16 protein-coding genes are annotated in these 20,506 nt (G+C 67.4%); 7 read left to right on the top strand and 9 right to left on the bottom strand.

Annotation, left to right across the window (positions count from 1 at the left end):
• The 5 genes from SSKA14_RS07820 to prpB all read right to left on the bottom strand — a co-directional run.
• Positions 1-1,443 (bottom strand): bifunctional 2-methylcitrate dehydratase/aconitate hydratase (locus SSKA14_RS07820; RefSeq protein ID WP_040007283.1); only part of this gene is annotated, 1,443 nt, incomplete at its 3' end.
• 71 nt (positions 1,444-1,514) lie between these two features.
• A complete protein-coding gene (gene prpF / locus SSKA14_RS07815; protein WP_008268277.1) occupies positions 1,515-2,693 on the bottom strand; it encodes a 2-methylaconitate cis-trans isomerase PrpF in 1,179 nt (392 codons plus the stop codon).
• Positions 2,694-2,744: 51 nt separating this feature from the next.
• On the bottom strand, positions 2,745-5,363 hold the full coding sequence (gene acnD, locus SSKA14_RS07810) for a Fe/S-dependent 2-methylisocitrate dehydratase AcnD (RefSeq protein WP_008267933.1): 2,619 nt from the start codon (positions 5,361-5,363) through the stop codon (positions 2,745-2,747).
• A gap of 97 nt (positions 5,364-5,460) precedes the next feature.
• On the bottom strand, positions 5,461-6,618 hold the full coding sequence (gene prpC / locus SSKA14_RS07805; protein WP_008265338.1) for a 2-methylcitrate synthase: 1,158 nt from the start codon (positions 6,616-6,618) through the stop codon (positions 5,461-5,463).
• Positions 6,619-6,654: 36 nt separating this feature from the next.
• Entirely contained in the window at positions 6,655-7,548 is an 894-nt protein-coding gene (prpB, locus tag SSKA14_RS07800) for a methylisocitrate lyase (RefSeq protein ID WP_040009439.1), read from the bottom strand.
• A 154-nt stretch (positions 7,549-7,702) separates the two neighbouring features.
• Between prpB and prpR the strand changes: the two genes are divergently transcribed.
• Positions 7,703-9,286, top strand: a complete 1,584-nt coding sequence (prpR, locus tag SSKA14_RS07795) for a propionate catabolism operon regulatory protein PrpR (protein ID WP_040007281.1) — start codon at positions 7,703-7,705, stop codon at positions 9,284-9,286.
• Between the two features lie 77 nt (positions 9,287-9,363).
• Here prpR and SSKA14_RS07790 read toward each other — a convergent pair whose 3' ends face one another.
• Entirely contained in the window at positions 9,364-9,837 is a 474-nt protein-coding gene (locus SSKA14_RS07790; protein ID WP_008266208.1) for a DoxX family protein, read from the bottom strand.
• 208 nt (positions 9,838-10,045) lie between these two features.
• Complete coding sequence (gene pdxH, locus SSKA14_RS07785) at positions 10,046-10,645, bottom strand: pyridoxamine 5'-phosphate oxidase (protein WP_008267097.1); 600 nt, start codon at positions 10,643-10,645, stop codon at positions 10,046-10,048.
• A 40-nt stretch (positions 10,646-10,685) separates the two neighbouring features.
• Here pdxH and SSKA14_RS07780 point away from each other — a divergent pair, with 40 nt between their 5' ends.
• Positions 10,686-11,513, top strand: a complete 828-nt coding sequence (locus tag SSKA14_RS07780) for a kinase (RefSeq protein ID WP_040007279.1) — start codon at positions 10,686-10,688, stop codon at positions 11,511-11,513.
• Between the two features lie 6 nt (positions 11,514-11,519).
• Here SSKA14_RS07780 and SSKA14_RS07775 read toward each other — a convergent pair whose 3' ends face one another.
• Positions 11,520-11,723 carry a dodecin family protein gene (locus tag SSKA14_RS07775; RefSeq protein WP_040007278.1) on the bottom strand — a complete coding sequence of 68 codons (204 nt, stop codon included), beginning with the start codon at positions 11,721-11,723 and terminating at the stop codon, positions 11,520-11,522.
• Between the two features lie 98 nt (positions 11,724-11,821).
• Between SSKA14_RS07775 and SSKA14_RS07770 the strand changes: the two genes are divergently transcribed.
• The 5 genes from SSKA14_RS07770 (at position 11,822) to mdtD (ending at position 16,423) form a co-directional block, all read left to right on the top strand.
• Positions 11,822-12,364 carry a shikimate kinase gene (locus SSKA14_RS07770; RefSeq protein ID WP_008268495.1) on the top strand — a complete coding sequence of 181 codons (543 nt, stop codon included), beginning with the start codon at positions 11,822-11,824 and terminating at the stop codon, positions 12,362-12,364.
• Complete coding sequence (gene aroB / locus SSKA14_RS07765; protein ID WP_008265530.1) at positions 12,361-13,473, top strand: 3-dehydroquinate synthase; 1,113 nt, start codon at positions 12,361-12,363, stop codon at positions 13,471-13,473. Before SSKA14_RS07770 ends, aroB begins: the two co-directional genes overlap by 4 nt.
• A 99-nt stretch (positions 13,474-13,572) precedes the next feature.
• Positions 13,573-13,812 (top strand): WGR domain-containing protein, encoded by a 240-nt coding sequence (locus SSKA14_RS07760; protein ID WP_008268100.1) that lies wholly within the window; start codon positions 13,573-13,575, stop codon positions 13,810-13,812.
• Between the two features lie 26 nt (positions 13,813-13,838).
• Complete coding sequence (hemE, locus tag SSKA14_RS07755) at positions 13,839-14,921, top strand: uroporphyrinogen decarboxylase (RefSeq protein WP_008268253.1); 1,083 nt, start codon at positions 13,839-13,841, stop codon at positions 14,919-14,921.
• 92 nt (positions 14,922-15,013) lie between these two features.
• Positions 15,014-16,423 (top strand): multidrug transporter subunit MdtD, encoded by a 1,410-nt coding sequence (gene mdtD, locus SSKA14_RS07750; protein WP_040007277.1) that lies wholly within the window; start codon positions 15,014-15,016, stop codon positions 16,421-16,423.
• A gap of 538 nt (positions 16,424-16,961) precedes the next feature.
• Here mdtD and SSKA14_RS07745 read toward each other — a convergent pair.
• A complete protein-coding gene (locus SSKA14_RS07745; protein WP_040007271.1) occupies positions 16,962-20,489 on the bottom strand; it encodes a hybrid sensor histidine kinase/response regulator in 3,528 nt (1,175 codons plus the stop codon).
• Positions 20,490-20,506: the final 17 nt, after the last annotated feature.

Here is a 20,506-nt window from a genome sequence, read left to right as displayed (position 1 = left end):
GTCCACATAGTCGGTCACCGGCATCGCCGCCAGCGCCACCCGGTCCAGCGATGCAGCCAGGATGCGCTGCTGCTGGGTGGTAGGGAAACGGTGGGCCAGGTGCCGGCGGAACTTGTCCATCAGTAGCGGGATGCTTTCCTCGCGGCGCCGGGCGTGGCCCAGCGGGTACTCCACCAGCACCTCCGGCAGTTCGCTGCCATCGGTGAAGCGCACGCGCAGGCCGTTGGCGATGCTGCGCTTGTCCGGGTCCAGGTAATCGGCGCTGAGCCGTGGGTCCTCATGGCAGGCCATCTTCGCGCGCAGCGCGTCGATGCGCGGATCGGCGGCAACGTCGTCCTCGTAATCCTCGGCCACCAGCCGCCCATGCAGCAGCGCGATGGCGACCATGTACTGCACGCAGTGGTCGCGGTCGGCCGGATTGTGCAGCGGGCCCTGCTTGTCGATGATGCGGATGCAGGCTTCCTGGGTGCGGATCGCGATGTGCGCGATGTCTTCGACCCGGCGCCCCATCGCGCGCAGCTGCTGGTGCAGCGCGATCGCGGCCTCGACCGCGGTCTGGCCGTGGAACTCGGCCGGGTAGCTGATCTTGAACAGCACGTTCTCCATCACGTAGCTGCCCAGCGGCCGCCCCAGCGTCAGCTGCTGGCCGTGCATCGACACTGCCTCAAAGCCCCACGTCGGCGCGCTCAGCACACTGGGGTAGCCCATCTCGCCACTGGCCGCCATCAAGGCGAGGCGCACGCCACGGCTGGTCGCATCGCCGGCCGCCCAGCTCTTGCGCGAGCCGGTGTTGGGCGCATGACGATAGGTCCGCAGCGCCTGGCCATCGACCCAGGCCAGCGACAGCGCATTGAGCATGCGTTCGCGATCCAGCCCGAGCAGGTGCGCGACCACGGCCGTGGTGGCCACCTTGACCAGCACCACATGGTCCAGCCCGACCCGGTTGAACGAATTCTGCAGGGCCAGCACGCCCTGGATCTCGTGCGCCTTGATCATCGCCAGCAGCACGTCATGCAGGGTCGGCGGCGGGCGACGCAGGGCCTGTGCGTTTCGCCCCAGCCAATCGCAGACGGCGAGGATGCCGCCGAGATTGTCCGACGGATGTCCCCATTCGGCAGCCAGCCAGGTGTCGTTGAAATCCAGCCAGCGCACCATCGCGCCGAGGTTGAAGGCGGCCTGCACCGGGTCCAGCACGTAGTGCGTACCCGGTACGCGCGCACCGTTGACCACGTTGATGCCCGGCACCAGCGGCCCGAGCAGCTTGCTGCAGGCTGGGAAAGACAACGCTTCCAGACCGCAGCCCAGCGTATCAAGCAGGCAATGATGCGCGGTCTGGAACGCCAGCGGTGAGTCGATGCGCGCGTCGCGCACGTAGTCGACAATGTCCACCAGCAGCGCATCCCACGCTGCACGTTCGTTGGATGGGGGCGCGTTGCTGGACATCGTCGATCTCCTCGTTGCGGTGCACGGTTGCCCGTGCACCATGCCAACCCAGGTTGGCAGCTACCAGAGCACTATTCGGCCGGCACCCGCACCTTGCCTTCCATCAGCACGCGGGCGCTGCGGCTCATGATGGCCTTGGTCACCGTCCACTGGCCGTCAACGCGCCCGGCCTGCGCGCCCACGCGCAGCGTGCCGGAGGGATGGCCGAAGGTCACTGCCTCGCGTTCGCCGCCACCGGCGGCTCGATTGACCAGGGTGCCTGGAATCGCCGCCGCGGTGCCGATCGCCACGGCGGCGGTACCCATCATCGCGTGGTGCAGCTTGCCCATCGACAGCGCACGCGCGTGCAGGTCGATCGCCGCCGCCGGAATCGCCTTGCCGCTGGACGACACGTAGTCCTGCGCCGGCGCCACGAAGGCCACCTTCGGCGTGTGCTGGCGGGTCGCCGCATCTTCCAGTTTCGAGATCAGGCCCATGCGCAGCGCGCCATGCGCACGGATGGCTTCGAACTTCTGCAGCGCCGCCTTGTCTTCGTTGATCGCCGGCTGCAGCTCGGTGCCGGTGTAGCCCAGATCGGCGGCGTTGAGGAAGATGGTCGGAATACCGGCGGTGATCATCGTCACCTCGAAGCTGCCCACGCCGGGTACGTCGAGGGTGTCCACCAGATTGCCGGTGGGAAACATCGCGCCGGCATCGCCGTCGTCGGAGGGATCGATGAATTCCAGCTGGATCTCGGCGGCCGGGAAGGTCACCCCATCCAGCTCGAAATCGCCGGTCTCCTGCACTTGCCCATCGCGCATCGGCACGTGGGCGATGATGGTCTTGCCGATGTTGGCCTGCCAGATGCGCACGGTGCACAGGCCATCGCGCGGCACGCGGGCCGGATCGATCAGGCCGTTGGCAATCGCGAACGGGCCGACCGCGGTGCTGAGATTGCCGCAGTTGCCGCTCCAGTCGACGAAGGCAGTATCGATCGAGACCTGGCCGTACAGATAATCCACGTCGTGGTCAGGCACCGAAGCGGCGGAAATGATCACGCACTTGCTGGTGCTGGAGGTGGCACCGCCCATGCCGTCGGTCTGCTTGCCATACGGATCGGGCGAACCGATCACGCGCATCAGCAGTGCATCGCGTGCGGCGCCCGGCAGCTGCGCAGTTTCGGGCAGGTCCTGCAGGCGGAAGAACACGCCCTTGCTGGTGCCGCCGCGCATGTAGGTGGCGGGAATGCGGAGTTGGGGAAGGAAGGTCATGGATGTGTTCCTTGCAAAGAATGACGGCCCGTTGCCGGGCCGTCGGATGCCTTACGCCACCTTGGCGCCTTCCAGGAAGTCCTGGGCGAAGCGCTGCAGCACACCGCCGGCCTCGTAGATCGCCACTTCCTCGTCGCTGTCCAGGCGGCAGGTGACCGGCACGATCACGTCCTGGCCATCGCGGCGATGGATGACCAGGGTCAGCTCGGCGCGCGGGGTGCGCTCGCCGACCACGTCGAAGGTTTCGGTGCCGTCGATGCCCAGGGTCAGGCGGGTAGTGCCCGGCTTGAACTCCAGCGGCAGCACGCCCATGCCGATCAGGTTGGTACGGTGAATCCGCTCGAAGCCCTCGGCCACGATCGCTTCCACGCCAGCCAGGCGCACGCCCTTGGCGGCCCAGTCACGCGAGCTGCCCTGGCCGTAGTCGGCACCGGCGATGATGATCAGCGGCTGCTTGCGGTCCATGTAGGTTTCGATCGCTTCCCACATGCGCATGACCTTGCCTTCCGGCTCCACCCGCGCCAGCGAACCCTGCTTCACGCTGCCGTCGTCGTTGCGCACCATCTCGTTGAACAGCTTCGGATTGGCGAACGTGGCGCGCTGCGCGGTCAGGTGGTCGCCGCGGTGGGTGGCGTACGAATTGAAGTCTTCTTCGGGCAAACCCATTTTCGCCAGGTATTCGCCGGCGGCGCTGGAGGCCATGATCGCGTTGGACGGCGACAGGTGGTCGGTGGTGATGTTGTCCGGCAGCACCGCCAGCGCGCGCATGCCGGCCAGCGCGCGCTCACCGGCCAGCGCGCCTTCCCAGTACGGCGGACGACGGATGTAGGTGCTCTGCGGGCGCCAGTCGTACAGCGGGCTGACCGCTGCACCATGCTCCACGCGCACGTTGAACATCGGGTTGTAGACCTTGCGGAACTGCTCGGGCTTCACCGAGGCCTTCACCACGGCATCAATTTCAGCATCGCTTGGCCAGATGTCCTTCAGGCGCACCTCGTTGCCGTCGGCATCCACGCCCAGCACGTCCTTCTCGATATCGAAGCGGACAGTGCCGGCGATGGCGTAGGCGATCACCAGCGGCGGCGAAGCCAGGAAGGCCTGCTTGGCGTACGGATGGATGCGGCCATCGAAGTTGCGGTTGCCCGACAGCACAGCCGTGGCGTACAGGTCACGGTCGATGATTTCCTGCTGGATCTTCGGGTCCAGCGCGCCACTCATGCCGTTGCAGGTGGTGCAGGCAAACGCCACGATGCCGAAGCCCAGCTGTTCCAGGTCCGGCAGCAGGCCGGACTCTTCCAGGTACAGCTGCACGGCCTTGGAACCCGGCGCCAGCGACGACTTCACCCACGGCTTGCGCTGCAGGCCACGCGCATTGGCATTGCGCGCCAGCAATGCGGCGGCGATCACGTTGCGCGGGTTGGATGTATTGGTGCAGCTGGTGATGGCCGCGATGATCACCGCGCCATCGGGCATCAGGCCCTGCGCCTGCTCGGCCTTGCCCGCTTCCAGCTTGGCTTCGTCGGCGATGCCGCGCTCGGCCAGCTCGGCGGTGGCCACGCGCTTGTGCGGGTTGGACGGGCCGGCCATGTTGCGCACCACGCTGGACAGGTCGAAACGCAGCACGCGCTCGTACTGCGCGGTGGCCAGGTCATCGGCCCACAGGCCGGTGGTGCGCGCATAGTTTTCCACCAGCGCCACCTGCGATTCCTCGCGGCCGGTCAGTCGCAGGTAGTCGATGGTCTGCGCGTCGATGTAGAACATCGCCGCAGTCGCGCCGTACTCGGGGCACATGTTGGAGATGGTGGCGCGGTCACCGATGGTCAGTGCCGCCGCACCCTCGCCGAAGAATTCCAGCCACGCACCGACCACGCGTTCCTTGCGCAGGAACTCGGTCAGGGCCAGCACCACGTCGGTGGCGGTGATGCCCGGCTGCGGGCGACCACTCAGTTCCACGCCAACGGTATCGGGCAGGCGCATCCACGATGCGCGGCCCAGCATCACGTTCTCCGCCTCCAGTCCGCCCACACCGATGGCGATCACGCCCAGTGCATCCACATGCGGGGTGTGGCTGTCGGTGCCCACGCAGGTATCGGGGAACGCAACACCGTCCTGCACGTAGACCACCGGCGACATCTTCTCCAGGTTGATCTGGTGCATGATGCCGTTGCCGGGCGGAATCACGTCCACGTTCTGGAACGCCAGCTTGGTCCAGTCGATGAAGTGGAAACGGTCTTCGTTGCGGCGATCCTCGATGGCGCGGTTCTTCTCGAACGCCTGCGGGTCGTAACCACCGCACTCCACCGCCAGCGAGTGATCGACGATCAGCTGCACTGGCACCACCGGATTGACCTTGGCCGGATCACCGCCCTTGTCGGCGATCGCATCGCGCAGGCCCGCCAGATCGACCAATGCGGTCTGGCCGAGAATGTCATGGCAGACCACGCGGGCCGGGAACCACGGGAAATCCAGATCGCGGCGGCGCTCGATCAACTGCTTCAGCGAGTCACTGAGCGTGGCCGGATCGCAGCGACGCACCAGGTTCTCGGCCAGCACGCGCGAGGTGTACGGCAGGGTGGCATAGGCGCCGGGCTGGATCGCATCGACGGCGGCACGCGCGTCGAAATAGTCCAGCGCGCTGCCGGGAAGGGTCTTGCGGTAATCGGTATTCATGAGCTGGCGGAGTACTTGGGGCGGGCCGGGTGCCGGCGGTGCGGCGGCGAAAGCACCCGGCCGGCATAGGGCCGGCCGGATGGATACAGCAGGTGGATCAGACGCGCTTGTCGATGGCGACGAAGTCGCGGTCTTCCGGGCCGATGTAGTTGGCGCTCGGACGGATGATCTTGCCGTCGATGCGCTGCTCGACGATGTGCGCGCTCCAGCCGGCGGTGCGGGCGATCACGAACAGGGGGGTGAACATCGCAGTCGGCACGCCCATCATGTGGTAGCTGACGGCGCTGAACCAGTCCAGGTTCGGGAACATCTTCTTGATGTCCCACATCACCGATTCCAGGCGCTCGGCGATGTCGTACATCTTCATGCTCGACTGCTCTTCGGACAGCTCGCGGGCCACGTCCTTGATCACCTTGTTGCGCGGATCGGAGACGGTGTAGACCGGGTGGCCGAAACCGATCACCACTTCCTTGCGCTCGACGCGGGCCTTGATGTCTTCCTCGGCCTCATCCGGGTTGTCGTAGCGCTTCTGCACTTCGAACGCCACTTCGTTGGCGCCACCATGCTTCGGGCCGCGCAGCGCGCCGATGCCGCCGCAGATCGCGCTGTACATGTCGCTGCCGGTGCCGGCGATGACGCGGCAGGTGAAGGTCGAGGCGTTGAATTCGTGCTCGGCGTACAGGATCAGCGAGGTGTGCATCGCCTTCACCCACGAATCCTGCGGCTTCTCGCCATGCAGCAGGTGCAGGAAGTGGCCGCCGATGGAGTCATCGTCGGTTTCCACGTCGATGGCGCGGCCGTTGTGGCTCCAGTGGTACCAGTACAGCAGCATCGAACCGAGGCAGGCCATCAGCTTGTCGGCGATGTCACGCGCGCCCGGGTGGTTGTGGTCATCCTTCTCCGGTGCCACGCAGCCGAGCACCGACACGCCGGTACGCATCACGTCCATCGGGTGCGCCGACGGCGGCAGTTCCTCCAGCGCGGCCTTGACCGCAGCCGGAATGCCACGCAGCGACTTCAGCTTGGCCTTGTACGAAACCAGCTCGGCGCGGGTCGGCAGCTTGCCGTGCACCAGCAGGTAGGCGATTTCCTCGAACTCGCTGGTGTTGGCCAGGTCCAGGATGTCGTAGCCGCGGTAATGCAGGTCGTTGCCGCTGCGGCCGACGCTGCACAGCGCGGTGTTGCCGGCAGCAGTGCCGGACAGGGCGACGGACTTCTTCGGCTTGAAGGTCGGGGTTGCGGTCGTATCGTTCATGTTTTCCCTCCGAAAACTGATGGTGCAGGGTACTGCTTATTTCTTGGCGGCGAACAGTGCATCGAGCTGCTGCTCGAAGGCGTGGTAGCCGATACGGTCATACAGCTCTTCGCGCGTCTGCATGCTCTCCACCACGTTGCGCTGATGGCCATCGCGGCGCACCGCCTGGTAGACATTTTCGGCGGCCTTGTTGGCCGCACGGAACGCCGACAGCGGGAACAGCTGGATGGCCACGCCGGCCGAAGCCAGTTCATCGCGGCTGAACAGCGGGGTGGCGCCGAACTCGGTGATGTTGGCCAGCACCGGCACCTTCACCGCGTCGACGAAGCGGCGGTAGGTCTCCAGGTCGTAGGCGGCCTCGGCGAAGATGCCATCGGCACCGGCCTCGACACAGGCGATGGCGCGCTCGATCGCCTTGTCCACGCCGTCCACCTGGATGGCGTCGGTGCGGGCGATCAGGAAGAAGTCCGGATCGGTCTTGGCGTCGGCGGCGGCCTTCACGCGGTCGACCATTTCACCCTGCGAGACGATTTCCTTGCCAGGGCGGTGGCCACAGCGCTTGGCGCCGACCTGGTCTTCGATATGGCAGGACGCCGCACCGGCCTTGATCAGCGACTTCACGGTGCGCGCGATGTTGAACGCGCTCGGGCCGAAGCCGGTGTCGATGTCGACCATCAACGGCAGGTCGCAGACATCGGTGATGCGACGCACGTCCACCAGCACGTCTTCCAGGGTGTTGATGCCCAGGTCCGGCAGGCCCAGCGAGCCGGCGGCAACGCCGCCACCGGACAGGTAGATGGCGCGGAAGCCGGCGCGCTTGGCCAGCAGGGCGTGGTTGGCGTTGATCGCGCCGATCACCTGCAGCGGCGATTCGGCAGCCAGCGCCTCACGGAAGCGGGCACCGGCGGAAAAAGGAGTGGAAGCGGTCATGCGGCAATCCAGGTTGAAGAACGGGTAGGTAGGCGCAAGCACCATGCCAAGCTGCAAGCGATTGATTTCACGGGGATGACCGGCCCGCAAAGTTGAAACATATGAAACATTGAAACAGATGTATCATGAAACACCCTGCCCGCTGCCCACCGCCATGTACCTGCCCCGCTCCCCGCTGCGCCATGCCGACGCCGACCCCGGTCGCCCGGTGATCTGGACGGTCAGCGTCTCGCGATTGACCGGCCTGCTCGGCGACGTCATTCCCGAGTTCGACCGCCGCGCGCGCATCGAGCAGATCAATCTCGGCTTCGAGGAAGCGGTGGAGGTGATCGGCCAGCGCCTGCGCCGTGAGCACTGCGACGTGGTGATTGCCGGCGGCTCCAACGCCGCCTGGCTGCGCGGCCGGCTCGACCTGCCGCTGGTGCCGATCCAGGCCAACGGCTTCGACCTGATGGAAGCGCTGGCGCGTGCACGGCGAATCGCCAGCCGCATCGGCCTGGTCACCCACGCCAGTGACGTGCCGGTGTTCAGCAATTTCCAGCAGAGCTTCGGCCTGGATATCGAGCATCGGCGCTTTGTCACCCGCGAGGACGCACGCGACTGCATTGCCGACCTGCGCGCTAACGGCATCGAGGTGATCGTCGGCACCGGCATGGCGATCGATCATGCCGAGCAGGCCGGCCTGCCGGGCGTGCTGTTGTATTCGGCCGATTCGGTGCGGCAGGCGTTTGAACACGCGCTGGAACTGACCCAGGCCCTGGCCCGCTCTGCTGGCCACCGGCCGGCCCCGCGCCGGCGTCCTGCCCCGCGCAGCGATGCGCATGAGCTGCTCGGCGACAGCGATGCAATGGCACAGGTGCGCGCGCAGATCGCGCTGTACGCACCACACGACAGCACCGTGCTGGTCACCGGCGAAACCGGCACCGGCAAGGAACTGGTGGCACGCCAGCTGCATGCGGCCAGCGGTCGTCGCGGCCGCTTCGTTGCACTGAACTGCGGTGCGATCAGCGAATCATTGCTGGAGGCGGAACTGTTCGGCTACAGCGATGGCGCCTTCACTGGCGCGCGGCGGGGTGGCCGTGTCGGGCTGGTGGAAGCCGCAGACGGCGGGACGCTGTTCCTGGACGAAATCGGCGAACTGCCGCTACCGCTGCAGACCCGACTGCTGCGGGTGCTGGAGGAACGCGAAGTGCTGCGCGTGGGCGCCACCGAACCGACCCCGGTGGATCTGCGCGTAGTCGCCGCCACCCTGCAGTCACTGGAACAGCGCGCGGCGTCTGGCAGCTTCCGCCGCGACCTGTACTACCGGCTGGCCGCGCTGCGCATCGCCCTGCCCTCGCTGCGTGCGCGGCGCAGTGACATTGCGCTGCTGACACAGCATTTCTTCCGCCAGCTGCGTGGCATCGACGCGCCGCTGGACGAGGCTGCAATGACCACACTGACCAACGCCGAATGGCCCGGCAACGTGCGTGAGCTTCGCAACCTGGTGGATCGCCTGCGCATCCACTGGCAGCCGGGCGAAGGACTCATCGATGCGGCGCGACTGCGGCAGTTGGCACCCGAACTGGTGAACGACGGCGCCGCCGCGTTGCCAGTGGAAAGCAACGGCAAGCGCCCGCCGCGTGCGCAGCTGGAAGCAGTGCTGCAGGAACACCGCAATGACCGCGAAGGCATGGCGCAGGCGCTGGGCGTGTCGCGCACCACGCTATGGCGCTGGCTGCGCGCGGAGGGGCTGTAGAGTCGAGCTTGCTCGACTAGAGAAAATCAGCCGAGCATGGCTCGGCCCCACAGAAAAGCAGTCGAGCAAGCTCGACTCTACAGATTGCGCGAGCGCGCCCAGCGCGCCTCGATGGCGAACCGGCCACTGCCCACCGCAGCAATCCACAGCAGCAGCACCCCGAGCGGAACTTCGCTGAGGTAGAAGAACCAGCTCAGCCAGTCCGGCACGCTCAGCCCGGCCGGAATGCGCGCAACGCCATCGGTCAGCGCCGCCACCGCACAGATCGCGGCCAGCAGCAGGGACGACGGGCGACTGAGCAGGCCCAACACCAGCAGACCACCCGCAATCCACTCAATTGCGCCGAGCACCGGCGCACTGATCACCGGGAACGGAATGCCGGCATCGACCAGCGTATGCACCATGCGCTCACGCCCGGCCTCGGTAAATACCTTGTTCCAGCCGGAGACGCAGAACATCACCCCGGCCACGATGCGGGCCAGCAGCAGAAGGGACGCTTCCACGCCACGGCGTGGTGAAGGCACGGCAAACAGGCAACGCCAGGACGGCATGGCAACTCCGGAAGTCGAGGGCATCGATCGGAGTGTGCCGACCGACAGCCTGCTCGCAGATGAAGCGGGCCAGTCCGAACACGACAACCCGCTTTTGTAGAGTCGAGCTTGCTCGACTGGGTATAGAGCAGTCGAGCAAGCTCGACTCTACAAAAGCAGCCGAGCATGGCTCGGCCCTACAGAGGACACGTCAGCCGGGCCGCATCATTCACGGGTACAGCAGCCGCTTGCTCCAGCGCCCTTCGGCACCGGCCTCGTAGCACCAGCGCTCGTGCAGGCGGAACTGCGCGCCGTACCAGAACTCGATGCGGTCGGGCACCACGCGCAGGCCGCTCCAGCCTTCCGGGCGCGGCACGTCCTTGCCCTCGAAGCGGGCTTCGATCTCGGCCACGCGCGCGTCGAATTCCTCACGCGTCGCCAGCGTCTTCGACTGCTGCGAGGCCCACGCGCCGATCTGGCTCATGCGCGGGCGACTGGCGAAATAGGCATCGGCTTCGGCGTCGGCGACCTGCTCGACACGGCCTTCGATGCGCACCTGGATGCCCGCCTCGCGCAGGCTGCGCCACAGGAACAGCAGCGCGGCCTGCGGGTTGGCCTGCAGCTCCTGGCCCTTGTGGCTGTCCAGGTGGGTATAGAACACGAAGCCGCGCTCGTCGAACGCCTTCAGCAGCACGGTGCGCGCCGAGGGGCGGCCGTTGACACCGGCAGTGGCCACGGTCATCGCGTTCGGCTCGACCTCGCGGCTCTGTTTGGCCTCTTCGAACAGGCCGGCAAACGTGGACAGGGCTTCGGCGTACAGGTCGCTCATGATTGCGTTCTTCTCACACGGTTTGGGCTATTGTGGCGGTATGGTCGCTGCTGCGTATATGCCCCAGGTGAAAGGATTCCCCGAAACATTGGCCGAGCGGGTTCTGGACGATGTGCTGGGCAGCGGCACGGCGGTTCCAGTATTGGCGATCAGCGGCCTGCAGGGGAGCGGCAAATCGACGCTGGCCGCGCAGGTGGTGGCACGCGCCCAGGCGCGCGGCCTGAACGCAGCCACGCTGTCGATCGATGATGTCTACCTCACCCGTGCCCAGCGCCAGCGGCTGGCCCGCCAGGTGCATCCGCTGCTGATCACCCGTGGGCCGCCCGGCACCCACGATCTGCCACTGGCCCACGCCGTGCTTGACGCCGTGGCCGCGCGCCAGCCCTTCGCAATGCCACGCTTCGACAAGCTGGCCGATGAGCGCCTGCCCGAGGCGCAGTGGCCACGCCTGCATCAGCCGCTCGACCTGCTGGTCTTCGAAGGCTGGTTCCTCGGCACGCCCGCGCAGGATGAAGAGGCGCTGGAAAGCCCGCTGAACGCGCTGGAACGCGAGGCCGATGCCGATGGGCGCTGGCGGCGCTGGTGCAACCAGGCGCTGGCCCGCGACTACCCGGCGCTGTGGCAGCGCTGCGACCGCCTGTGGTTCCTGCAGCCACCGGACTTCGCGGTGGTACCACGCTGGCGCTGGCAGCAGGAACAGAATCTGCAGGCGGCACAGCCGGGCCGGCACGGCATGAGCCGGCCGCAGCTGGAGCGCTTCGTGCAGTACTACGAGCGGGTCAGCCGGCAGGCGCTGCAGGCCCTGCCCGCTCTGGCCGACCACGTGGTGGTGCTGGACGGCCAGCGCCAGGTGCAGGACGTGCGCTGAAGGCGCCTATTCCACCAGGAACGTCACCCGCAGGTTGACCCGCCATTCGGTGATCTCGCCGCTGCCGTTGGCGACGACCTTGGTCTCGTTCACCCAGGCGCCCTGGATGCCCTTGACCGTCTCGGAAACCTTCTTCAGCCCGCTGCGCACGGCGTCCTCCACACTTTTCGGCGAGGAGGCGGTGATTTCGATGACCTTGGCGACCGTCATGGCCTGCACTCCGGCTGGCGCGGGAGACCCCGCAGGAACGCCTACCCTGACGTGAAGAACGTAAAGGCCGGGGCACGGAGGTGTTAGCATCAGAGGGCATGAATCCTGCTCCGAACCTGATCCTGATCGGCCCGATGGGCGCCGGCAAAACCTGCATCGGCCGCCGCCTTGCCGAGCGCTTCACGCTGGACTTCGTCGATGTCGACCAGGCCATCGTCGATGCCGCCGGCGCCAGCATCCCCACCATTTTCGAGCATTCGGGCGAAGCCGGCTTCCGCAGCCATGAACGCGAGGCCCTGGCCCACGTGCTGGAAGGCCAAGGCCAATTGGTCTCCACCGGCGGCGGCGCCGTACTGGATGCGGACAACCGTGCGCTGATCGCCCAACGCGGCTTCGTGGTCTACCTGCGGGTCAGCGTGGCCGCACAGCTGGAACGCCTGGCCCGCGACAAGGGCCGGCCGCTGCTGCAGCGTCCGGACCGCGAGCAGGTGCTGCACGATCTGGCCGCACATCGCGACCCGCTCTACCGCGAACTGGCCGACCTCACCCTCGACACCGACCCGTATACCGCTGCCGACGCGACCGCCCAGCTGGTGGTCAAGCTGGCCACGCAATGGCAGCGCCAGGACCTGACCGCATGACTTCCCCCGCACTGCTGCAGGTCGCCGTTGGCGGCGACCGCCCCTACACCATCACCATCGGCGCTGGCGCCCAGGCCGACGGTGCCGCGCTGGCGTCGCATGTGCGCGGCCGCCACGTGCTGCTGCTCAGCGACAGCGAAGTCGCCCCGCGCTATCTGGCGTCGGTGAAGCAGACGCTGCTGGCGGCACGCCCCGACCTGATCATCGGCGAGCACGTGCTGGCCGCGGGCGAAGCCTCCAAGACCCTGGCCGAGTTCGGCCGCGCCATCGAAGCGCTGGCCGCGTTGGGTGCGACCCGCGATGCCTGCGTCTTCGCGCTCGGCGGCGGCGTGGTTGGTGACCTTGCCGGTTTCGCGGCGGCGTGCTGGATGCGTGGCGTGGACTGCGTGCAGTTGCCGACCACCCTGCTGGCGATGGTCGACTCGTCGGTCGGCGGCAAGACCGCCGTGGACATTGCGGCCGGCAAGAATCTGGTCGGCGCCTTCCACCCGCCACGCGCGGTGATCGCCGATACCCGTGTGCTGGCCACCCTGCCGCCGCGCGAACTGCGTGCCGGCCTGGCCGAAGTGGTGAAGTACGGTGCGCTGGGCGATGCCGCCTTCTTCGATTGGCTGCAGCACCATGCCGAGGCGCTGGTCGCTGGCGAAGACGGCGTGCTGTCCGACGCCATCGCGCGCAGCTGCCGGCACAAGGCCGCGATTGTCGAACGCGATCCCTTCGAGAAAGGCGAACGCGCCCTGCTCAACCTCGGCCACACCTTCGGCCATGCCATCGAGACCGAACAGGGTTACTCGGCGCCCGGCCGCGATGCGCTGAACCACGGCGAAGCGGTGGCGGTGGGCATGGTGCTGGCGGCGAAGCTGTCCACCGACCTCGGCCTGGCCGACGACGCCGACCGCGTGCGCCTGCAGGCGCTGCTTGAACGCCTCGGCCTGCCGGTGGCGATCCCGGCCGGGCTGGACCCGCAGGCCCTGCTCGGCCGCATGCGGCTGGACAAGAAGAATGTGGCCGGCCGCCTGCGCCTGGTGCTGTGGCGCGGCCTGGGCCGTGCCGAAGTGGTGCCGGACGTGGATGAGGCGGCGGTGCTGAAGGTGCTGTCGGTCCGGTAGTGCCGGCCGCCGGCCGGCTTCCCCGTTGCCGACGTTGCCGGCCAGCGGCCGGCACCGCGTTGCGGCGAGGCTCACCCTGGCCCCGCTACAATCGGCGCCATGCACGTCTACCTGCAACATCCTGACGCCGGTGCGCAGGCACCGCGCTTCCTGCGCCTGAGCCTGCAGCCGGACCTGTTCGGCGGCTGGGAACTGCTGCGCGAGAGCGGTCGCGTCGGTGGCCGCTCGCAGCTTCGGCGCGAGCTGTTCCTGCGGGCCGATGAAGCACGCCATGCCTTCGAGAAGGCCCGTGATGCCGAACTGCATCGCGGCTTCCAGATCCTTTCGCACGGCGACTGACGCCGCTGCCAACTTTCGCCCAAGGAATGCCCATCGTGACCAGCCCTCTCCGCAACGATCGCCTGCTGCGCGCCCTGCGCCGCGAACCGGTGGACTGTACCCCCGTCTGGTTGATGCGCCAGGCCGGCCGCTACCTGCCGGAGTACCGCGCGACCCGGGCCAAGGCCGGCAGCTTCCTGGCCATGGCCAAGACCCCGGAGATCGCCTGCGAAGTCACCCTGCAGCCGCTGCGCCGCTTCCCGCTGGACGCGGCCATCCTGTTCTCGGACATCCTCACCATCCCCGATGCGATGGGCCTGGAGCTGTACTTCGTCGAAGGCGAAGGCCCGAAGTTCCGCCACCCGGTGCGTGATGAAGCCGCCATCGCCAAACTGGCGGTGCCGGACATGGAACAGGACCTGGGCTATGTGATGGACGCGGTGCGCCTGATCCGCCGCGAGCTGGACGGCCAGGTACCGCTGATCGGCTTCTCCGGCAGCCCGTGGACACTGGCCTGCTACATGGTGGAAGGCGGCGGCAGCAAGGACTTCTCGCGCATCAAGGCCATGGCGCTGAACCACCCGCAGGCCCTGCACCGCCTGCTGGAGGTCACCACCGAGGCGGTGATCGCCTATCTCGGTGCGCAGCGCGCGGCGGGTGCGCAGGCGCTGCAGGTGTTCGACACCTGGGGCGGCGTGCTGTCGCCGGCGATGTACCGCGAGTTCTCGCTGCGCTACCTGCAGCGGATTGCCCAGGGCCTGGAGCGCGGCGAAGGCAGCGAGCGCACGCCGCTGATCCTGTTCGGCAAGGGCACCGGCCTGCACCTGGAAGCGCTGTCGCAGACCGGCGCCGATGCACTCGGCCTGGACTGGACGCTGGACCTGGACGAGGCCCTGCGCCGCACCGGTGGCCGCGTTGCCCTGCAGGGCAACCTCGACCCGACCACGCTGTACGCCTCGCCCGATGCGATCGCCGCCGCTGCAGCACGCGTGCTCGACACCTACGCCGCCGGCAATGGTGGTTCGCGCGAGGGCCATGTGTTCAACCTCGGCCACGGCATGTCACCGGACATGGACCCGGCGCACGTGCAGGTACTGGTCGACGCGGTGCACGCGCACAGCCAGCGCTGAGCATTGCGCAGGCAACCACGGCGCGATGTTGATCGCGCCGTGACCCGCATTGCGCGATCATGGCATCCCCCACGCTGCACCGGCCGCACGCCATGTCCACATCGCCATCGAACTACGCCCGCCACCGCCCCCTGCTGTGGCTGGTGTCGCTGGCGATCTTCATGCAGATGCTGGATTCGACCATCGTCAACACGGCCCTGCCGGCGATGGCGGCCAGCCTGGGCGAGAGCCCGCTGCAGATGCAGTCGGTGGTGTTCAGCTACGCGCTGGCGGTAGCCACCTTCATCCCGGCCTCCGGCTGGATCGCCGACCGCTATGGCACGCGGCGCACCTTCCTGGTGGCGATCATCCTGTTCACTCTCGGTTCGCTGGCCTGCGCGCTGGCCCAGCACCTGCACCAGCTGGTCGGTGCGCGCGTGCTGCAGGGCATCGGTGGCGCGATGCTGCTGCCGGTCGGCCGGCTGGCGGTGATGCGTTCAGTGTCGCGCGAGGATTTCCTGCGCGCGATGAGCTTCATCGCCATTCCGGCCCTGATCGGTCCGTTGATCGGCCCGACCCTGGGTGGCTGGCTGGTCGAGATCGCGTCCTGGCACTGGGTGTTCCTGATCAACCTGCCGATCGGCGTGATCGGTTTCATCGCCGCGATGAAGATCATGCCTGACCACTACGCCAGCCACCGCACCCGCTTCGACCTGCGCGGCTACGTCATGCTGGCCTTTGCGATGGTGGTGTTGTCGCTGGCGCTGGACGGCATCTCCGGGCTCGGCACCCCGCACGCGCTGGTGATGCTGATGACCGTTGCCGGCCTGGCAGCGCTGGTGGGCTACTGGCTGCACGCGGCCAACTCCACCGCGCCGTTGTTCTCGCTGGCACTGTTCCGCGTGCCCAGCTACCGCATCGGCATACTTGGCAACCTGTTCTCGCGCATCGGCAGCAGTGCCATGCCGATGCTGATCCCGCTGCTGCTGCAGGTCGGCCTGGGCCTGGGCCCGATGAACGCCGGCCTGATGATGGTGCCCGTCGCTGCGGCCGGCATGGTGTCGAAGAAGCTGGCGGTGAAACTGGTCGAGCGCTACGGCTACCGCCGCGTGTTGATGGTCAACACCGTGCTGGTGGGGCTGGCGATGGCCAGCTTCATCCTGATGACACCGGGCCAGCACCTGGCGTGGCGCCTGCTGCAGCTGGCGTTCTTCGGCGCGGTCAATTCGCTGCAGTTCACCGTGATGAACACCGTGACCCTGCGCGACCTCGACCGCGAGTTCGCCAGTTCCGGCAACAGCCTGCTGTCGATGGTGATGATGCTCGCCGCCGGTTTCGGTGCCGCCGCGGCGGGCAGCCTGCTGGCTGCGTTCGGTGCCCACCTGGACAGCAACAGTGCCACCGCTGCGCTGCATGCCACGTTCCTGTGCGTGGGTGCGATCACGCTGACGTCGACGATGATTTTCTGGCAGTTGCCGGATACCAAGCCGGAGCCACGACAGGTCGAGCACGTAGCGGAGTGAGGGGGTCGGCAGGGCCTGCGGCCCTGCACCTGCTGCAGGCAACGGCAACGGCAACGTCAACATCAAGAGCGGGCATTCCGTGGGTTGGTAGGGCGGTGTCGGGTTGCGGGGACGCCGTGAACCCGTCCATGGGGGCTTGGCCGCGGCATCCATGCCGCGGACACCCCGCAACCCGACACCGCCCCACCTCTGACAGATTCCGCTAGCTGTCGGTAGGTGTCGACCTTGGTCGACACGGGAGATCCACGCCATGCGTGGATGTTTTTCGGTTTCAATTCGAAATATTCGATTTCGATGGAGATTCATCCACGCATGGCGTGGATCTACTGCAGATCGCAGAAATCTGTCGAAGGCGGGGTGGGTCCGGTTGCGGGGGCGTGAGCCGCATGGATGCGGCGACCGAGCCTACATGGATGTATTTACGGCGTCCCCCGCAACCGGACCCACCCCGCCATCCCCCAGGAAGCCAGCCTCTGACGTTGACGTGGCTCTGGCTTGAGGCTTCGGCGGGTGCAGGGCCTGTGGCCCTGCCGAACCCCTACCTGCCCATCACCCGGGCGATCGCTTCCACCAGCAGTTCCCCGGTCACCGGCTTGCGCAGGAAGCCACCGATGCCCGCCGCTTCCACCTGTTGCTGCAAATCCGGATCGGTACGCGCGGTCACCGCCAGCAGCGGCAGCATGTAGCCCTGGTTGCGCAGGTGCTGGGCCAGCTCGAATCCGCTCAGGCCCGGCAGGTCCAGATCGAGCAGGCCGACGTCGAAATCGCCGGCACTGATCTCGCGCAGCGCCGCCAGCGCATGACCCGCATGGGTTACCTCATGGCCTCGTGCGCTCAGCAAGCCGCGCACCACGTCGGCCACGGTCGCGTCGTCCTCGACCAGGAGCACCCGCAGCGGCGGCATGTTCGCAGCCTCCTCGCGGTGCGTTCCGCCTTCGGCTTCGGCACTGGCATCAACCACCATCGGCAACGGCAGGGTAACGCCGAAGCAGGTGCCACGGCCCAGCTGGCTTTCCACCTGGATGCGCCCCTGCATCGCCTGCGCCAGTTCGCGGCAGATCGCCAGGCCCAGGCCGCTACCACCGTACTGTGCGGCGGTACGTGCACCGTCGGCCTGCTCGAAGCGCCGGAACAGGCGCTGCTGCTGTTCCTGGCTGATGCCGGGGCCGGTGTCGCGCACCTCGAAATGCAGCGCGCGCAGCTCACCATCGCTGCGCGCGTGCAGCGTGATGGTGCCACGGCTGGTGAACTTGACCGCGTTCGAGAGCAGGTTGAGCAGGATCTGGCGCACCCGCATCGCATCGCCGGTGGCCTGCAGGCCCGGCGGCAGCTGGTTGTCGAGGGTGAAGCGCAGGCCCTTCTGCGCAGCCAGCGGCCCCATCAGCGCGGCCAGGTCCTGCAGCAGGCAGCTCAGCGCGAACGGTTTTTGCTGCAGTTCAAGCCGCCCGGACTCGATACGTGCCAGGTCCAGCGCATCGTTGACCAGGTGCAGCAGATGCTCGCCCGCGTGCCGGATCGACTGCGTGTAACCGCGCTGCTGCGGGTCCAGCGGCGACGCCAGCAGCAGCTCACTCATGCCCAGCACGCCGGTCATCGGCGTACGGATTTCATGGCCGAGGTTGGCCAGGAAACGGGTCTTGGCCGCCGAGGCCTGCTCGGCCAGTTCCTGCTTGTGCAGTGCCAGCTGATAGGCATGGCGACGCTGCAGGCGGCGCCGGTACAACCAGGCGAACCAGCTGGTCAGCAGCAACGCGATCGAGGCCAACACCAGCAGGCCAGACAGGCTGCGCCACCACGGCGGCTGCACGCGAAACTCCAGGCTCTGCACCCGCGACCAGACATGGTCGGCCGAGCGTGCCTGCACTTCCAGCCGATAACTGCCCGGGGGCAGGCGCGAGAACAGGCGCTCACCGGCCGGTCCGACTTCGACCCAATCCGGATCGTAGCCGGCCAGACGGTAGCGGTACGTATTGGAAGCCGAATCGGCGAACGACAGCAGCCGCGCGACGATGCGCAGGTCGCGATCGCCATCGGCGATCTGCAGCGGCGCGTCGTGGGTCAGGTCAAGCACCTGCTCGTTGCGGCGCACCTCGACCCGTTCGATCACCAGGGGCGCACGCCGCACCGACGGCCGTACCTGTTCAGGATCGAACACCACCACGCCAGCCGGCGTTCCGGCCACCAGGTGGCCGTCACCCGACATCACCAGGGTGTGCTCGCGGAATTCCTGGCTGGGCAGGCCATCGTGCACCCCATACAGGCGCACGCTCTGGCCGTCGGTGCCGATCCGGACCAGGCCGCGCGCACTCGTGGCCCACGCTACGCCCTGCTCGTCGACCACCAGCCCGGACGCGGAGATCGCCGGATAGCCCTGCTCGGCGCCGACCACCGCCTGCCTCTCCAGCCGCCCCTGGCTCCAGCGATAGCGCGACAGCCGGCCATCCTCGGACAGCCACACCTGGCCATCGCGGCCCACATGCAGCGCGTGGATCGCGGTCGCCGGGGCGCCAGGCACCGGCTGGAAGCGCTCGCTTTCCGGCAACCACTGCAGCAGGCCACGGCTGCTGGCCAGCCAGATGTGATCCTGTGGCCCGCATTCCACATCCAGGTTGAGCTGGCCCTGCTGCAGGCCGCGCTGGCCATTGTCCAGCTGGCGACGCAGGCGCCCGTCCAGGTCGCGCTGCTGCAGGCCGGATGACAGCATCAGCCACAGGCTGTCGCCATCGCAGGTCATCATCGATTCGATGACCCCTTCCATGGTGGCATCGGCACCGGCATCACGCCCCCAGCGGCGCAGATCGCGCAGCTTCGGGTCATAACGCAGCAGTGCATCGTTGGAACCAATCCAGACCTGGCCGCGGCGATCCTCGCGCACCGAGCTCAGCCAGTGCATGCCATTGACCCAGGTGCGGTGCTGCTCGACCTTGCCGGTCTTCGGGTCGAAACGGTCCAGCGCACCATGGCTGCCGACCGTCCAGATGCCGCCATTGCTGGAGGGGCTGGTACCCAGGACGAAGGCGTTGCGCAGCGAGCTGGGGTCGTCCTCCAGCCGTGACAGCACCGAGAACTGCCACCAGCGAGGCAGCAGGTGCCACAGCCCGGCGTTGGTACTGGCCAGCCAGATTCCGCCCTCGCGGTCCTCGTAGGCACCAGTCCAGTTCGGCCGCACCGGGCCACGCGCCACCGCGCTGTACAACGGCACGGCCTGGTACTGGCCATCGACCGCACGGCCGAGGCCGGTTCGGGTATCCAGCCAGTAGCCGCCCTGTTCGTCGCGCAGCATCATGCCCAGCACCTGCTCCCCTTGCGGAAGCGTCCACGGCGGTGTCTCGAAGCGACCGTCGGGGCGGCGTACGGTGGCACCGGCCATCGTGCTGATCCACAGGCTGCCGTCGGGCTCGGCAGTCAGGCCATTGATCAGCAGACTGGGGATGACGTCGGTGCCGACACGTTCGAAGTCGGTTCCGGTCCAGCGCGCTACGCCATGCTTGGTACCGATCCACAAACTGCCGTCGGCCAGGGTTGCCAGATACGGAACCGATGCGGCCGGCAGGCTGCGCGGATTGTTGGCCTCCGGCAGGAAGCGCTGCAGCCGATCCTGGTTGTCCAGCCGGTACAGCCCTCCCTCGTGGGTGCCGAACCAGACCGAACCATCCGGCGTGGCCGCCAGGCTCCAGACCGTATTGGTCCCCATCAGCGGCTGGCTGCTGCGGTCGTAGAAGTGCAGCTGGCGGCGGTCGGCCGACATCCGTACCAGGCCGGCATTCTCGGTCCCGATCCAGAGCTGGTTGCGCGCATCGACCAGCACCGACCAGATCCGGTTGTCGCGCAACCCATCTTCCGAACGCCAGATCCGGTAGTTGCGCCCGTCGTAGCGGGCCAGACCGTCGTTGGTGGCAATCCACAGGTAGCCGTAGCGGTCTTCAGCCATGCGGTTGACGGTATTGGACGGCAGACCGTCAAACACCGTCACCTGGCGCGGACTGGGTGGCACGGGCTGTGCGGCAGCGGGTGACAGGCAGCACAGGAGGATCAGCAGCAGCATGGCCGCCCGCAGATACACCACCGATTGCCTCCTCACGC

The organism is Stenotrophomonas sp. SKA14 (genome assembly GCF_000158575.1).
Taxonomy (GTDB): domain Bacteria; phylum Pseudomonadota; class Gammaproteobacteria; order Xanthomonadales; family Xanthomonadaceae; genus Stenotrophomonas; species Stenotrophomonas forensis.
This window is presented reverse-complemented; position numbering and strand designations above follow the sequence as displayed.

What these genes read in the sequence shown, in the direction of transcription:
- prpF (WP_008268277.1), bottom strand. Translation starts at nt 2,693, where the DNA reads ATGACCTTCCTTCCCCAACTCCGCATTCCCGCCACCTACATGCGCGGC.
- mdtD (WP_040007277.1), top strand. Translation starts at nt 15,014, where the DNA reads ATGTCCACATCGCCATCGAACTACGCCCGCCACCGCCCCCTGCTGTGG.
- SSKA14_RS07790 (WP_008266208.1), bottom strand. Translation starts at nt 9,837, where the DNA reads ATGCCGTCCTGGCGTTGCCTGTTTGCCGTGCCTTCACCACGCCGTGGC.
- prpC (WP_008265338.1), bottom strand. Translation starts at nt 6,618, where the DNA reads ATGAACGATACGACCGCAACCCCGACCTTCAAGCCGAAGAAGTCCGTC.
- SSKA14_RS07770 (WP_008268495.1), top strand. Translation starts at nt 11,822, where the DNA reads ATGAATCCTGCTCCGAACCTGATCCTGATCGGCCCGATGGGCGCCGGC.
- SSKA14_RS07775 (WP_040007278.1), bottom strand. Translation starts at nt 11,723, where the DNA reads ATGACGGTCGCCAAGGTCATCGAAATCACCGCCTCCTCGCCGAAAAGT.
- SSKA14_RS07760 (WP_008268100.1), top strand. Translation starts at nt 13,573, where the DNA reads ATGCACGTCTACCTGCAACATCCTGACGCCGGTGCGCAGGCACCGCGC.
- pdxH (WP_008267097.1), bottom strand. Translation starts at nt 10,645, where the DNA reads ATGAGCGACCTGTACGCCGAAGCCCTGTCCACGTTTGCCGGCCTGTTC.
- acnD (WP_008267933.1), bottom strand. Translation starts at nt 5,363, where the DNA reads ATGAATACCGATTACCGCAAGACCCTTCCCGGCAGCGCGCTGGACTAT.
- prpB (WP_040009439.1), bottom strand. Translation starts at nt 7,548, where the DNA reads ATGACCGCTTCCACTCCTTTTTCCGCCGGTGCCCGCTTCCGTGAGGCG.
- aroB (WP_008265530.1), top strand. Translation starts at nt 12,361, where the DNA reads ATGACTTCCCCCGCACTGCTGCAGGTCGCCGTTGGCGGCGACCGCCCC.
- prpR (WP_040007281.1), top strand. Translation starts at nt 7,703, where the DNA reads ATGTACCTGCCCCGCTCCCCGCTGCGCCATGCCGACGCCGACCCCGGT.
- SSKA14_RS07780 (WP_040007279.1), top strand. Translation starts at nt 10,686, where the DNA reads ATGGTCGCTGCTGCGTATATGCCCCAGGTGAAAGGATTCCCCGAAACA.
- hemE (WP_008268253.1), top strand. Translation starts at nt 13,839, where the DNA reads ATGCCCATCGTGACCAGCCCTCTCCGCAACGATCGCCTGCTGCGCGCC.